The sequence below is a fragment of the Pseudonocardia xinjiangensis genome, from assembly GCF_050948425.1.
GTDB classification, from domain to species: Bacteria; Actinomycetota; Actinomycetes; order Mycobacteriales; family Pseudonocardiaceae; genus Pseudonocardia; species Pseudonocardia xinjiangensis.
The window spans coordinates 485,698-499,358 of sequence record NZ_CP192009.1 but is presented as its reverse complement, the minus strand read 5'-3'; the positions used below and the strand labels follow the sequence as shown (position 1 = coordinate 499,358).

The window sequence follows — 13,661 nt, the reverse complement described above, 5'->3', positions numbered from 1 at the left end:
GCCCAGGCCCCTCCCCCACCATCGCTACCCCGAACGGATCAGTGCGCCGAGGTGGACCGCCACCGACGGCAAGTTGCGACATGCTGGTCCGGTGAGGCCGACACTCGTACTGAGTCTGTGCGTCGCGGCGCTCGTCATCGCCATCGGGGTGATGTTGCTCGTGGTCAGCTCCCTCGTCACCGGAGCCGTGGTGGTACTCGGGGGTGGCGCGTGGCTCTGGTGGTGCCTCCGGCAGATCTGAGGCAGCCGCCCGACGGACCGATCTGATCAGCCCTCGCTCCCGATGAGAACGGCGGCGCGCTCGGCGATGGCCAGCACGGTGGCGTTGATGTTCGCGCCCGCCACCGACGGCATCACCGACGCGTCGGCGACCCGCAGGCCCGTGACGCCACGCACGCGAAGATCACTGTCGACCACGGCGCGCTCGTCGTCGCCGATCCGGCAGGTCCCCGCGGGGTGGCAGGCACTGTGCGTGTCCTCCCGGATGTACCGCTCCAACTGATCGGCCTCCTGGACGTCCACGCCGGGCCCGAACTCCTTGGCCCGCCACTCGGCCAGCGCCGGCTGCTCACCGATCTCCCGGGCTCGGCGTATCCCCTCCGTGAGCACCCGCACGTCGTCGGCGTCGGTGAGGAAGCCGGGGTCGATCAGGGGCGCCACGCCGACCTCGCCGGACGCGAGGCGGATCCGGCCGCGGCTGCGGGGGCGTGCCGCGACGACGCCGATGGTGTAGCCGTGCTCCGGGCCCCCCGCCAGCGCCCGGTACGACACCATGTCCCAGAACAGCAGTTGGATGTCCGGGTACTCGATCGCGGGGTCGCTGCGGAGCAGCGCGGTGATGCTGCCGTAGAGGCGTGCACTCGGCCGCACGGGACCGGTTGCGGAGTAGACGAGACGGGCGATCGGATGGTCCTGCAGGTTCTCCCCCACCCCGGGAAGATCCGTGACGACAGGAACGCCGTGCGCATTCAGATCTGCCGCCCGGCCGATCCCGGAAAGCATGAGCAGATGCGGCGAACCGATCGCGCCCGCCGTCAACACCACCTCGCGAGTTGCGTCGACGCGGTGCAGTTCGCCCTCCATCGAGTACTCCACCCCATGGCAATGTCCGCCGGAGAACAGGAGCCGATGGACCAGCGCATCGGTGGCAACGGTCAGGTTGGGGCGATCGGCCAGAATCGGGCGGATGTAGGCGTCAGCCGCCGACTGGCGTACGCCGTCGACGATGTTCTTCTCCAGCCACCCCGCGCCGTCCTGCTCGGCCACGTTGATGTCGTCGACGAACGGGAGCCCGGCCTGCCGCACGGCGTCGCGGGTGGCGAGAGCGAAGGGACTCACCTCGTGCAGCGCTGCCACCTGCATCGGTCCGTCGACACCCCGGTTCGCGGTGTCCGTGCTGTCCGCGTGCTCACTACGGCGGAAGTAGGGCAGCAGGTCGTCATAACCCCAGCCCCGGGCGCCCTTGCGGACCCAGTCGTCATAGCTCGATCGATGCGCCCGAATGTGCGCCATTGCGTTGATACTGCTCGAGCCACCCAGCACCCGGCCTCGGGTATACGGCACGACGGCTCCGTTGAGACCGGTCTGCGGCTCGCTGTGGAAAGCCCAGTCGACCGCCGTTCCCCACATGGACGCCGCCGCAGCAGGCACCGCCATGGCAGCAGGCCCGTCGAACGGGCCCGCCTCCAGCAACAGGACCCGATTGTCGGGATTCTCCGAAAGGCGCGAAGCGATGACGCAGCCTGCCGTGCCGGCCCCGACCACGACGAACTCGGTCTGACCTGAAGATCTTGCACCGGTCGACCCAGGCACCCGATCACCCCTTCTCTTTTCCGAAGGTTTGACCATAGCGCCACTCTGATCTTCAGACTCTCACTCCGTGAGCGGCGCCACGGCCACATGGGCTCCCGCCGACCGTCGTCCATCGCGATCAGCAGCGGCGCGAGGCCGACCGGCCGGGGTGTGGAGCGACGGGACCGGCGCGGGTCCTTCGCAGGTTGCGGGTCGTGCCCTGGGCCTCGACTTGCGGCGGCCCTCTTGACGGCGCCTCGGCAACTCGGTCACTCTACGCGAACCCGGCAACGGACGAGTGTCCGCTCAGCGGACACCGAGAACGTCAGGAGCTTCGATGGCGCAGCCGACGGTCCCCGGTCGCACGCACCCACAGAACGAGCCCAGGCCGGGCCGCCAGGCCTCGTCCGCCGCCCTCATCATCGGTTTCACGGTGCTCTGTCTGTCGTACATGCTGAACGCGATGGACCGGCAGGTCTTCTATCCACTGCTGCCGGAGATCCGTCAGGAGTTCGGGTTCTCGCTCGACCAGGCCGGGCTGCTGGCCACGGGGTTCACTCTGGGCCTCGCCCTCACCGGCCTCCCGGCGGGATACCTGCTGGACCGGCTGCCGCGCAGAATGATCGTGGTCGTGAGCGTGCTCGTCTATTCGCTCGCCACGATCGCCATCCCGTTCGCTGCGGGGTTCGCGGACATGGCTCTGTACCGGCTTCTGAGCGGAGTCGGCGAGGGCGTCCAGGCCACGGCCATCTACGCGATCATCGGCGCCTACTTCTTTCACCGCCGCGCCTCCGCGGCCGGTTTCATCGGTCTCGCCTTCGGCCTGGGTGTGTTCCTCGGACCGATCATCGGGCAGAGCCTGGCGACGGCTGCGGGCGGCTGGCGCACCCCGTTCTTCGTGTTCGGAGGTGCAGGCCTGGTCATGGCGGTTGTCCTGCTGATCGCCGTCCCCCGGGCCATGAGCGAGGCGGTGGCCGGGCGGGACGGCACCACCGACACGGCGTCCTACGAGCACGTCCCCGCCTCCCCCTACAACCGGAATGCCCTCGCCCTGGGCATCACATCGGCCGTGTCGGGGCTCGTCTTCTACGGATTTCTGGGCCTGTACCCCACCTTTCTCCGCGAGGAACTCGAGTTCAGCGCCGGACAGGCCGCCCTCGCGGCGTCGCTCGTCGGCTTCGGCGCCATGACCGCCCTTCCCGTGGGGTGGCTGGCGGACCGCGTCGACCAGCGCCTGCTCCTGGCCGTCGGTTTCGTCGGCTCGTCACTCACCGCGCTGGCGGCGTACCAGTTCGCCGAAGGCACCGCCGCCCAGTACGTGCTCGCCTTCCTGATGGGCACCTTCGCCAGTGGCGTGCTCTTCACCAACTGCAGCACGGTTCTGCAGCGAGCCGTCCGGCCCGAACACGTGGGACGCGGCGCCGGGCTCTTCATCCTCACGTACTACGTGGCGGCAGCATTCTCCGGACTGATCTTCGCCCGGCTCGTCGCCGGGATGGGGTGGCAGGGCGCGGGTCTCGTGCAGCTCACCCTGTTCCCGCTGCTCGGCCTCGCGGCCCTCCTGCTCGTCGACGTCCGGAAGATGATCGTCCCGCCCCGGGTGCGCAGCACCTGACCGCGCGGCCTCATGATCGCCGCGAGACCCGCCCATCCGCTCCCACAAGGGCGAACACCCGGATCTCGTAGCGATCATGGCGCTGGGGGCCGGTGATCAGCAGAATGCCCGCGTGCGAACCCTGTTCAGCGGCGATATCCACGTCAGCTACTCGCAGGCCTCTGTCGACGGAGTGGAAGGCTGGCGCGTCTCGGATCTTGCCTCGTGTTTCGCCGGTCAGGTCAACGGGTTGTGCGGAGCGGCAAATCCAGGCGGCCTGTTCCTGATCACCGGTCTGCACACCGGGCAGGTCCCGTTCGTCGTCGAGGAGCACGACGGGCCGCCACCGGTGGGCGAGGAGTGGGAAGAGGTGGTCGAGGTCGGGTTCGTCGCCGACTCGTCAGCCACTGCGCTGGTCGGGTGGGCGGGTGCCACGTTCCAGCCCCTTGCGCTCGCCCCCGGCGTGTACCGGGTCCGCTACTGCGCTTCCGGCATCGACGCGGGCAAGGCAGCGGACACGAGCCGTGCCGACGCGCCTGCGCCCGATCGATACCTGCTGCAGTTCTGGCCATCGGCCGCCCGGCCGGACCAGGTGTTGCGGCAGACCGGCGAGGTGGCGCGGTACTGGCACGACTACGCGCAGAGTCTTGATCCCGCCCAGGTGCGGGCCGAGCGGGCCGAGGCCGACCGCCGCAGACACCCCGAGGCCGAACGCAGCCGGCAGCAGCACGAGGCTCTGCTCTGGCGCGGAGCCAGACCCCCTGGTCCACTGGGGGAGATTCCCTCCGCGCGAACGCTGGTGCTGCTCGACCGGGCCCTCGCCGAGGCCGTCGCAGCCGCCGGGGCACCGCGCCAGCGTGCGCTCGCTCGTTGGGCGGCCCGCCGTGCCTTCGCCGAGGCCGGCCTCGATGAGATCGTCTGGATCGCTCCGGCTCTGGCCGCACTCGACTCCGGGCAAGCCCTGCCCGCGCCGTTCGACGACGTCGAGGCGTCGTGGCAGGCGCTGTGGGCCGATGAGCACGTCCGGTACCGGGCAGTCAGCCCGGCGGATGGGCAGGGTCCCGACCGGCTGCAGCAGGCCGTGGCGTTCCCCGCGTTGGCCGCCGCGACGCACCCGGACCCCACGGTCGCCGTGTTCGATGTGCTGCACCACGCGACCGCCGCCTTCGGCTCCCTCCGACTCGCCGTCCTGTTCGACGACCTCCGCCGTCACCTGGACACCTCGTCGAACTGGTGATCACCCGCGTGACCTGCGCTACGGCCGCACCGGGTGGGAGTGGGCGCACGGGCACCATCCGCCGGTCGTGGTGCTGTGACCACGCCGGTACTTCCCGGCCGGGGGCAGCCGGCTGCCGTGGAGGCTCCCGTCAGCAGCCCAGTGGAGGAACTCCTCCTCCCACGGCCGGTCCAGCAGGGCCCGCCGCTGCTCGAGCTCGTCGAGCCGCCGGAGGGCAGCGCGAACCCGTCCGAACAGATCACTCACACGTCCGGCCATGTTCTCCACCTCCATGCCTCGGAACCGGTCTCTACGGTGCCAGGCGACGGAGCCCAGGACTACTGGCAGAACCGTCCATGACTGCAAAGATGCTGCCAGTCCTCGGGAGGGTCACTCGGCTTCGATCGGGGCTTCCCCGAACATCGTGAAGCTGATGACCCAGTAGGCGACGTAGAGCGCCAGCAGCACGAACCCGTGCCAGCGCCTGAGCCGGCCGCTGTAGATGAAGTACGCCGCGACGGCGGTCATGACGACGAGCACGGGCAGGTGCCAGGAGAGCACGTCGTCACCGACGACGATGCTGCCACCCGCGAGCAGGATGATGCCGAGCTTCCCGGTGACCCCGAAGACGACGCTGCCGATGACGTTGCCGACCCCGATCTCGGGCGCACCTCTGCGGGTGGGCACGACGGTCAGGAAGATGTCCTCGAGCGTGAGCACCAGAGTGGCGATGGTGGCACCGAACAGAGCGCCCTCGATCGCGTACTCCTCGAGGATGCCCTCGGTTCCGATGCTGGTGGCGTAGGCGCCGAGAATGAGGCCGGCGAGCGCGACGACGGCCAGCCCGATTCCCGCCCAGCCGGGGAGCTTGCGCGCCCTGTTGAAGGGCACCGTCACCTCGAACGGGGGTTTGCTCGTGAGCTTCTCGACGGGCTCGTCGACACCCGGCGAAGGGCGTCCCGCACCGCCGCCCACTTCGATCTTCTCGAGTATCTCCGCATTGCGGAAGACAGGCGTACTACTCCTGAGCTCCCGGGCGGCGACATAGGCGATGAAGAGCACGAACAGGAGCACGAGCACGACACCGTGAACGGCGGTGAGCGGACCGGTCAGAATGAACGGGACCATCACCAGCGGTGCCACAGCGAAAAGCACGATGTAGTCGCGCGAGATGTTCACTCTGGTCGGCGCGATGATCGCGGCAAGCGCAAGCACGATCCCGGTCATCGATATCGCCGTTCCGAAAACCGTGCCGAGAGCAACGCCACTGAGGTCTTCGAGGTTCAGAGCCACCCCGAGGGCGACGTCGTCGAACTCGATTCCCGTGAAGATGATGGCGAGCAGGAACACGGACACGTGCAGGCCGCTCGCCGCGCCGACGACGTAGACGATCAGCTTCTCGGCGCTGTAAATGAGTAGTGCTGCTCCGGCGATGAAGATGAGTATCGACGTCATATCGGACAATCCTCCTCAGGATGAGGAGAACGGTTGGTGGACCGAAAGTCAAGGCTGGAGTTCCCCGGCACAGCGTGTTATGAGTCGATCATCCCGATGTTCTGGAGCGGCACCAGGGCCGGGCGGGGCCCCGGTTCTCGTCGTGGGTGGGCGCCGCCGCGGCTGCGCCTGCCCGTTGCCTGCCAGTTCGACCAGGGCCTCGGGGCCACCCGGGCCGGCAACACGCCCGGGGTGGCCCACGCCTGCACCACGATCGCGAGCGCCGTCGACGCCTGCGGGTGGCGAGGAGGACATTCAGCAGACACTGGCCCGGTGTGGGTCGAGGTAATCGAGTCCACCGGCCTCGAACCGTTCCTCGAGCGCTTCCAACCCGTGCTTCTTCTTGTACCGCACCTCGGCGGAGGTGATGGGGATCAGCCATGCACATCTGACCGTCGAGCCATCCGGCAGTGACAGGTTCTCGAGGCTCGGACCATGATCCACGACAACCACCGTGAGAATCTCTACCAGCTCCCATGCGGGCCGAGGGCCGAACATGGGAGTTCGAGCATCCGGTCGCCGCCGGGCTGGGACATGCCACAAGTGGCATAGGTCCACATCCGAGTGGGATCCGCGCCCGCGGGGAGCCCCATGACGTCGAGTAGTGGGAGACCAGTAGCTGTTCACGCCCCGGGCTGGACATACCCTGACTCCTTCGCCTTGCGCGTCCTGGTGCCGGCGAACTCGAGCAGGGTGCGGCCTTCCGTGACCGGCGTCGTCGATGCCAGTTCCAGGCCGTGGCCGGCGGCCAGCTCGGCGAGTTCGTCGATACTCCGTTCCCGACCACCGAAGAACACGAGCATCGAGAGATCGATGGCGGTGTCGGCGCCCCGTCCGCGGACGGGCTCGATCACCAGGATGACGCCGTCGGATCCGGCAGCCTCGGCGCAGCGGGCCAGGATCTTGCCGGCGTGCTCGTCGTCCCAGTCGTGGAGGATGTCCGACAGGATGTAGGCGTCGGCGCCCTCCGGAAGGGGCTCGAAGAAGCTGCCCGCGACGGCGCTGGCCCGACCACTCAAGCCGGCGGCGGCGAATTCCTGCGCGGCTCGTGCTGCGGTGGGAGCGAGGTCGACCAGCCGGCCGTGAACGGTCGGATGTGCCTGGAGGACGGCGCTGAGCACCGTGCCCTGGCCGCCACCGACGTCGACGACGGTGCGGAAGCGGTGCCAGTCGAAGCGGTGGGCGATCTTCGGTGCATGCTCGCGGAAGCGGCGGGTCATCTTGGCGTCGAAGGACCGCTGCAGGGCCGGGGTGGCCGCGAGGTCGGCCCAGAAGTCCTGGCCGTAGCGCCGCGGGTAGGCGGCCTGCCCGGTCTCCATCGTGTGCCGGAGTTCCACGAAGGCCAGCTCGGCACGGCCGATGGCCGATGTCATGTCGAGCTCGTCGAGCAGGTCGTTGTCGGCGTCCTCTCGGAGGTGGTCGCCGAGTGCGGTGGTCCGGTAGCGACCGCCCGTGCGATCGAGGACGCCCAGCGTCACGAGGTGGTCCAGCAGTCGGGTCATCGCTGCCGGCTCGGTCCCGGTCTGTCCGGCAAGGTCCGTGGCGGTGGCACCGGCGTCGGTCAGGCGGTCGGCCAGGCGCAGCGTGACCGCCACGCGCAGCGCCATCGGCGTCGCCAGCCCCGCCAGCGCCCGCAATGTCTGGATCTTCGTGTCGCCCATGGGCCGGGACGCTCCCCGAGATCGGGTCGTGTCGTCCACCGACTTCGCGCCGACGACCTCGTCATCAGGAGGGCCGCGCCCCAAGACTGGTGGGGACAATCCAGAATCGGGATGTGGTCGAGGAACTGAGTCTGCGTCAGCTGTCGTACTTCGTGGCTGCTGCGGAGGCCGGCAGCATGACGAAGGCCGCCCAGGCCTTGCACGTCTCCCAGTCGGCGGTGTCGCTGGGCGTGGCCGACCTGGAGCGCCAGCTGGGCGTGCAGCTGTTGCTGCGCCAGCGCGCGAAGGGCTTGACGCTCACCGCGGCTGGTCAGCGGCTGATCACCGACGCACGCGCTCTGCTCGGACGGGCGGAGGAACTCCGCGTGGGCGCCCAGGACCTGGGCCGGTCACCGCGCGGGCGGCTCGTGGTGGGCTGCTTCCAGACCATCGGCCCGTTCGTCATGCCCGGCCTGCTCGGCAGTTTCCACGCCGAGCACCCGGGCGTCGACCTGGACTTCGTCGAAGGGTCGCTGGTGGACCTGCAGTCGATGCTGCTCGCGGGCAGGTGCGAGGTCGCGCTGCTCTATGACATGGACATCATGTCCGGCATCGAGCGGGAGACGGTGTACACGACCACGCCGTACGTGCTGCTCGCCCCGGAGCACCCCCTGGCTGACGGCCTGTCGGTCCGGCTGAGCGACCTGGCCGCACACGACATGATCATGCTCGACTTCCCGCCGAGCCGGCACCACTTCAGCAGCGTGCTCGCCGCGGCGGGCGTCATACCGAGGATCCGGCACAGCACCGCCAACTTCGAGATGGTGCGGTCGCTCGTTGCGCGCGGCTACGGCTTCTCGATGTTGATCCAGCGTCCCGAGGTGGAGGTGAGTTATGAGGGTCTACCGCTGGTGACACGACCGTTGGCCGATCCGATCGACCCCACGCCGGTGGTGCTGGCCTGGCCCACCTCCGTTCAGCTGACCCGACGCGCACAGGCATTCATGGCGCATTGCCGGAAAGTGCTGCAGAGCGGACCTTCGAACCGCTCTTCATGAGCATTACTCATGCACCGGGCCAGGAGATCACGTTTTACATCGCGCGGCAGCGCGCCCATGCTCGCAGTAGGCACCCGCATGCAATCCTTCGAGGAGCACCGATGAGCCCGACAACCAGCTCGACATGTCCTGCCCACCGGTCCTTCGATCCCTTTGCCGCCGACTACCTACACGATCCGTATCCACACCTGGCGCAGGTACGGGCCGAGGCACCAGCGTTCCACGCTCCTGATCTCGACATGTGGGTGGTCACCCGCTATGTCGATATTGAGCGGATTTTCACCGATCCCGGCACATTCTCGGCGGCGATCGCGCAGGACCCGATTTTCCCCCTCGCCGACGAGGCGCGCACCACGCTGCGGGACGGCGGGTTCCGGGCCGGCGCAACGATGTCCAGCGCCGACCCGCCGAAGCACACCCGGATCCGGCGGCACAATCTGCGCGCGTTCTCTGCCCGCCGCACCGGAGCCCTCGAGCCGAAGGTGCGGGCGAAGGCCGAGGAGCTCGCGACACGGATGGTCAGCGGCCGGCGGTTCGACGTGGTCGAGGAGCTGACGTTCCCACTGCCCGCGTACATGATCTTCACGCTGATCGGTTTCCCACCCGAGGACACCGAGATGCTCAAGAGCTGGTGCGGCAACCGGATGGCGTTCTCATGGGGCCTGCCGTCCGCGACCGAGCAGAGCGAGATCGCGACGAACATGGCCCGGTACTGGCGCTACTGCGAGCAGTTCGTCGCCGACCGGCTCGCCGACCCGCAGGACGACTTCACGAGCGACCACATCCGGGTCCACCTCGATGATCCCGAGCAGCTGTCCATCGACGAGATCATCGGCGTGATCTACGGGCTGAGCTTCGCCGGGCACGAGACCACCACCAACCTGACCACGAACACGATCCGCCGCCTGCTCGAGCACCGCGACCAGTGGGAGGCGCTGTGCGCCGACCCCTCGCTGATCACCAACGCGGTGGAGGAGGTGCTGAGGTTCGACACCAGCGTGCTCGCGTGGCGGCGGATCACCACCCAGCCGGTGCGGATCGGGGACGTGGACGTGCCGGCGGGCGCGAAGCTGATGCTGCTGCTGGGCTCGGCCGACCGCGACGCCGACCGGTTCCCCGACCCCGACACCTTCGACATCCGCCGCCCGGACGCCGCTCGCCACCTCGCGTTCGGCAAGGGAATCCACTTCTGCCTCGGGGCACCGCTCGCCCGGATGGAGGTCCGCATCGTTCTCGAACTGCTCACGAGCCTCGCTCCCGATCTCGCCCTGGTCCGGGACCAGCAACTCACCTTCCCGCCCAACATCTCGTTCCGTGGTCCACAGCGGCTGCTGCTGGAGCGGACCTGAGGAGCCTGGGCCCGAGCAGCACTCAGATCGTCGACAGCACCTCGATCGACGCGATGGGAACTACGCCGTCCACCCGGCGCGCCAGATCGGCGTCCGTCGTGATGAACGCATCCGCCTGCAACTGGGTCAGTGCCAGGTACTCCGCGACGTAGGTTTCGGCCCACCCCATCTTCTCGGCGAGATCCCATGCCCGACGCCGGAGCACGGCGTCGCCCAGGAGCCGGATCGGCATCGCCTTGACGCGCGCGAGCCGGGCCAGGGCGACATCCGACGGCAGCTCTCCCCGGTGCACCGCTTCGTGGAGGGTCGAGAGTGTCTGCGACCGCAACAGTGTCGGCGCGAGAAGCTCGTGCTCGGCCGGAACGCGAATCCCCTCCCCGGCCAGATGAAGAACAGCTCCGCAGTCGACGACGAACCGTGTCATGTGTTCTCCCCCATTTGTCCTCCGATGGTGCCTTTTCACGGCCGGCCCAGTCTGTCGGACTGCTCGGAGACTGCGGACGGCTGCATGTGGACGAGGTCGGGTAATCTCCGGAAGCAGTTGATCAACGTTTGATGCCGGGCCGTCTCCCGGCCCAGCGCAACCGGCCTGCCCGCGACCGCAGGAGTGCATCCATGAGCACATCGCCCGAGGTGGACGGAGTCCGTCCGCGGATCTCGTCCACGTGGACGCAGCCGATTCCGCCGAGAGCCGATGAGAACATCAAGCTCGTCCAGCGGAAGATCGACCAGAACCTGAAGCTCGCGCAGCCAGGCGTCACCGCGGACGGTCCGGCCGATCGCATGTGGCTGCCCGGATCGCCCGCTCTCATGGCGCAACTGGCGCAGCCGCGGCAGGACCCGAACAACGGCGTGCCGGGCGAGCCGGCGGATCCGGACGACGCCGTGGCTCGGGCGCAGGAACGACGCATGGCGAGCCAGTGGGAGAACGTGACGGCGCGGCTGCTCCGCGACTTCGCCCCAACGGTCGGATCCGATGTCGTGCTGGCTCACATCGCCGAGCAGCGCACGGTCCTCGACTCGGCCACGGTGCGCGACTACCTGCCGGTGCTGGTGGAGCGGGCGGTCCGCAAGCTGCTCACGCCGGAAGAGACCGGGAACTGACGGACCGGGCCCGAGCAGGTCGGGCCCGGCCGCCGGCTCACGCGGTCCGGACGCCCGGCTGAGCGCCGTCCAGCCGAGCCGTCATCTCCTCGAGGAACTTCCCCGTCGCCGTACCGAGGATGCCCAGGCAGCGCAGGAACTGGTCGTGGACGTCCGTCGGCTTGGCCACGAGCAACTCGACGGATGCGCAGACGTTGTCCATCGCCGGGTTGAGGTACACCTTGGCGACCTTGGTCACCCGGGTCGCCGACGACGCCGCGAGCGCCGCCGCCTCGACCTCGGTCCCGCTCGTGAGCGGGAAGAAGTTGGGGAACAGCAGGTGGAAGTACGTGTCCTCCTGCGACTCCATGATGAAGTGGTGCCGGCCCTCGTAGCGGAAGTGGATGTCTCCCTCGTCATCGACTTTCGGGCGGAATCCCTGCTCGGCGAGGAACTCGACGTGCAGATCCCGGATCTCGCTCCAGGTCATTCTTCCCCCAGCTCGGTGAATGCGACTGCTTGTTGATCATAGAGGCTGCCCGGGCCACCGAGGGCGCAAGGTTCGATCTCTCCTCGCGTTCACTCTGCGTTGTTCGTCCCGCTCGTGCTCGTTCAGCTTCCGACCCCCGGCGCGAACGTGGGCGCGTCCGCGAACGGCTGACCACGGCCCTCCGACTTTTGTCGCGGAGCATCCCGCCATGGGCCGGCCGGTCTAGTCCCTGGTCGAATCGCACCCTCTGCACGAATTCTTTTGGAGCGGCCAACCCAATCCATAAGGTCTTCGTAAGGAATCCGCAGCAAAACCCGGGCTAGCGTTACCGGCGCCAGCTCGGGAGTGACTTCTCCCACCACGGGTGGACAGCCCGGCTCGCGTACCTTTCCTTTCCCGAATCATTTCAGGAGCTTTACATGAAGATTCATGGTCGCCGCTGGGTGCTCCGAAGTTCCCTCGTCGGGGTGGCAGTGGCCTCGATGCTGGCCGGCGTTGTCGGCGCGCAGGCGAACGCCGCGCCACCGCCTGCCCCGCCGTCCACCGGCGCCACGAGCGGGATCTTGCCTGCGGCCAAGACGATCCTGCCGAGCGCCGTGAAGATCGATCTGAAGAACGAGTTCGTCCGGCTGCCACTGCACCGGGGCGAGTTCAACGGCAAGACCGTCTGGTACGTCATCACAGAGGCCTCGGAACAGGGGCCGGCCGACGATCTCGGCCTGAACTTCGCGCCCAAGCTCGCCAACGCGTCGATCGGCTGCCAGACGTGCGTTCAGAACGTCACTCTGACCGGCGCCCCGGACAACGTGTTCGGTGAGGCCACCGTCCACTTCGCCGGAGTTCCCGACTTCAGCCCGACCCGGGTGCTGAAGGCCGGCCCGAACGGCTTCCCGCCGAGCGAGGCCACGCCCGGCGCGGTCGGCGATGCCAAGTACAGCCCGTTCATCCGCGTCGCCGGATCGACCACGGTCTACAACGCCCCCATCGTCGCCGTCGGCGACGGGCCGTTCGACGTCGAGCATCACACCAACACCGCGGAGCGGGTCCTGGCGGTGCACCCGGCCGACGAGAAGGACGCCCCCGGCCCCGGACCGTTCCACCCGGCTTCGGTGGACCTGCTGCTGGTGCGCGGGTTCGACTCCGGCAAGCCCATCCTCTACATCTCCACGGACTCGAACGACCCGACGACCGCGGTCATCGAGCGCGCCACCTACGCACCCGCACTGTCGGGCACCGCCTTCTCCGGCGGCGACGACTTCCTCGGCAGCGTCCGCGAGCGGATCTTCCCGTTCGTCAACGGCCAGACCGGCCTGGGCAACCCTCAGGCGCAGGGTCTGATCCACGTGATCAAGGACGGCCACGCCACCGAGGACGCCTCGCTGGGCAACACGGCTCTGCTGAAGGCCCTGAGCGAGGGCGGCGACCCCCTCAACGTCCAGGGCGACTTCCCCACCCTGACCGAGAACAACCGCCGCGCGGCCTACAGCCCGCTGTGGGAGGCACAGTTCGGCGAGTGGACCCAGAAGGCGATCGACCAGAAGCTGAACGTTCGCCAGACCGACGAGTTCCAGATCCTCAAGCTCGCAGCCGAACACCCCGACCTGCTCACTGCACCCGGCGGCAAGCCGTACGGCAGCATGAAGGCACTGATCGACTGCCCGGTGGTCGGGTACCTCACGACCGAGCCGCAGGAGGACCTGATCAAGCCGGTTCCCGGTTCGGCGGTCGACTTCCCCGGCGCCTACTCCCAGAAGTGACCGATCTCCACCGATAGCCCGTGGGTGTTGCGGCCGGTTCCACCGGCCGCAACAACCCATGCCGAAGCCTCCCATCGGGCATGCCGAGCAGCTGGCCTCGTCACAGAGCCGACAGACGGACAGGGGAGACAGCGGATCCTCGGGCATCGTCGTGAGCACGGCCTCGGCGATTCGCTCGAGCCGCAATTC

General features: G+C 68.4%; 14 protein-coding genes. 7 read left to right on the top strand and 7 right to left on the bottom strand.

All coding sequences use genetic code 11. The annotated features are described in order from the left end of the window. The first annotated feature begins 91 nt into the window (after window positions 1–91). Complete coding sequence (locus tag ACQPZA_RS02415; protein ID WP_433277973.1) at window positions 92–241, top strand: hypothetical protein; 150 nt, start codon at window positions 92–94, stop codon at window positions 239–241. Window positions 242–267: 26 nt separating this feature from the next. Here ACQPZA_RS02415 and ACQPZA_RS02410 read toward each other — a convergent pair whose 3' ends face one another. Further along, on the bottom strand, window positions 268–1,848 hold the full coding sequence (locus tag ACQPZA_RS02410) for a GMC family oxidoreductase (protein WP_433277971.1): 1,581 nt from the start codon (window positions 1,846–1,848) through the stop codon (window positions 268–270). A gap of 280 nt (window positions 1,849–2,128) precedes the next feature. Between ACQPZA_RS02410 and ACQPZA_RS02405 the strand changes: the two genes are divergently transcribed. Then, window positions 2,129–3,406, top strand: a complete 1,278-nt coding sequence (locus ACQPZA_RS02405) for an MFS transporter (protein WP_433277969.1) — start codon at window positions 2,129–2,131, stop codon at window positions 3,404–3,406. A gap of 112 nt (window positions 3,407–3,518) precedes the next feature. Beyond that, the gene (locus ACQPZA_RS02400) at window positions 3,519–4,622 is read left to right on the top strand and encodes a hypothetical protein (RefSeq protein ID WP_433277967.1); all 1,104 of its coding nucleotides are present in this window, start codon (window positions 3,519–3,521) and stop codon (window positions 4,620–4,622) included. An 18-nt stretch (window positions 4,623–4,640) separates the two neighbouring features. Here ACQPZA_RS02400 and ACQPZA_RS02395 read toward each other — a convergent pair whose 3' ends face one another. The 4 genes from ACQPZA_RS02395 to ACQPZA_RS02380 form a co-directional block, all read right to left on the bottom strand. After that, window positions 4,641–4,880 (bottom strand): hypothetical protein, encoded by a 240-nt coding sequence (locus ACQPZA_RS02395; RefSeq protein WP_433277965.1) that lies wholly within the window; start codon window positions 4,878–4,880, stop codon window positions 4,641–4,643. A gap of 111 nt (window positions 4,881–4,991) precedes the next feature. Continuing rightward, the gene (locus ACQPZA_RS02390; RefSeq protein ID WP_433277963.1) at window positions 4,992–6,056 is read right to left on the bottom strand and encodes a sodium:calcium antiporter; all 1,065 of its coding nucleotides are present in this window, start codon (window positions 6,054–6,056) and stop codon (window positions 4,992–4,994) included. 294 nt (window positions 6,057–6,350) lie between these two features. Then, complete coding sequence (locus ACQPZA_RS02385; RefSeq protein WP_433277961.1) at window positions 6,351–6,539, bottom strand: suppressor of fused domain protein; 189 nt, start codon at window positions 6,537–6,539, stop codon at window positions 6,351–6,353. 179 nt (window positions 6,540–6,718) lie between these two features. Beyond that, a complete protein-coding gene (locus tag ACQPZA_RS02380; RefSeq protein ID WP_433277959.1) occupies window positions 6,719–7,756 on the bottom strand; it encodes a methyltransferase in 1,038 nt (345 codons plus the stop codon). A 113-nt stretch (window positions 7,757–7,869) separates the two neighbouring features. Between ACQPZA_RS02380 and ACQPZA_RS02375 the strand changes: the two genes are divergently transcribed. After that, complete coding sequence (locus tag ACQPZA_RS02375; protein WP_433277957.1) at window positions 7,870–8,793, top strand: LysR family transcriptional regulator; 924 nt, start codon at window positions 7,870–7,872, stop codon at window positions 8,791–8,793. Between the two features lie 101 nt (window positions 8,794–8,894). Further along, a complete protein-coding gene (locus ACQPZA_RS02370; protein ID WP_433277955.1) occupies window positions 8,895–10,142 on the top strand; it encodes a cytochrome P450 in 1,248 nt (415 codons plus the stop codon). A gap of 22 nt (window positions 10,143–10,164) precedes the next feature. Here the strand turns inward: ACQPZA_RS02370 and ACQPZA_RS02365 are convergent, their stop codons facing one another. Further along, window positions 10,165–10,566 carry a type II toxin-antitoxin system VapC family toxin gene (locus ACQPZA_RS02365; protein ID WP_433277953.1) on the bottom strand — a complete coding sequence of 134 codons (402 nt, stop codon included), beginning with the start codon at window positions 10,564–10,566 and terminating at the stop codon, window positions 10,165–10,167. Between the two features lie 191 nt (window positions 10,567–10,757). On the opposite strand from ACQPZA_RS02365, the gene ACQPZA_RS02360 reads away from it, so the two are divergent. Further along, complete coding sequence (locus ACQPZA_RS02360; RefSeq protein WP_433277951.1) at window positions 10,758–11,246, top strand: three-helix bundle dimerization domain-containing protein; 489 nt, start codon at window positions 10,758–10,760, stop codon at window positions 11,244–11,246. 37 nt (window positions 11,247–11,283) lie between these two features. On the opposite strand, the gene ACQPZA_RS02355 is transcribed toward ACQPZA_RS02360, so the two are convergent. Further along, window positions 11,284–11,715, bottom strand: a complete 432-nt coding sequence (locus tag ACQPZA_RS02355; protein WP_433277949.1) for a hypothetical protein — start codon at window positions 11,713–11,715, stop codon at window positions 11,284–11,286. 419 nt (window positions 11,716–12,134) lie between these two features. Here ACQPZA_RS02355 and ACQPZA_RS02350 point away from each other — a divergent pair, with 419 nt between their 5' ends. After that, on the top strand, window positions 12,135–13,472 hold the full coding sequence (locus tag ACQPZA_RS02350) for a hypothetical protein (RefSeq protein WP_433277947.1): 1,338 nt from the start codon (window positions 12,135–12,137) through the stop codon (window positions 13,470–13,472). Window positions 13,473–13,661 lie beyond the last annotated feature (189 nt).

What these genes read in the sequence shown, in the direction of transcription:
- ACQPZA_RS02410 (WP_433277971.1), bottom strand. Translation starts at nt 1,848, where the DNA reads ATGGTCAAACCTTCGGAAAAGAGAAGGGGTGATCGGGTGCCTGGGTCG.
- ACQPZA_RS02405 (WP_433277969.1), top strand. Translation starts at nt 2,129, where the DNA reads ATGGCGCAGCCGACGGTCCCCGGTCGCACGCACCCACAGAACGAGCCC.
- ACQPZA_RS02395 (WP_433277965.1), bottom strand. Translation starts at nt 4,880, where the DNA reads ATGGCCGGACGTGTGAGTGATCTGTTCGGACGGGTTCGCGCTGCCCTC.
- ACQPZA_RS02390 (WP_433277963.1), bottom strand. Translation starts at nt 6,056, where the DNA reads ATGACGTCGATACTCATCTTCATCGCCGGAGCAGCACTACTCATTTAC.
- ACQPZA_RS02380 (WP_433277959.1), bottom strand. Translation starts at nt 7,756, where the DNA reads ATGGGCGACACGAAGATCCAGACATTGCGGGCGCTGGCGGGGCTGGCG.
- ACQPZA_RS02370 (WP_433277955.1), top strand. Translation starts at nt 8,895, where the DNA reads ATGAGCCCGACAACCAGCTCGACATGTCCTGCCCACCGGTCCTTCGAT.
- ACQPZA_RS02365 (WP_433277953.1), bottom strand. Translation starts at nt 10,566, where the DNA reads ATGACACGGTTCGTCGTCGACTGCGGAGCTGTTCTTCATCTGGCCGGG.
- ACQPZA_RS02360 (WP_433277951.1), top strand. Translation starts at nt 10,758, where the DNA reads ATGAGCACATCGCCCGAGGTGGACGGAGTCCGTCCGCGGATCTCGTCC.
- ACQPZA_RS02355 (WP_433277949.1), bottom strand. Translation starts at nt 11,715, where the DNA reads ATGACCTGGAGCGAGATCCGGGATCTGCACGTCGAGTTCCTCGCCGAG.
- ACQPZA_RS02350 (WP_433277947.1), top strand. Translation starts at nt 12,135, where the DNA reads ATGAAGATTCATGGTCGCCGCTGGGTGCTCCGAAGTTCCCTCGTCGGG.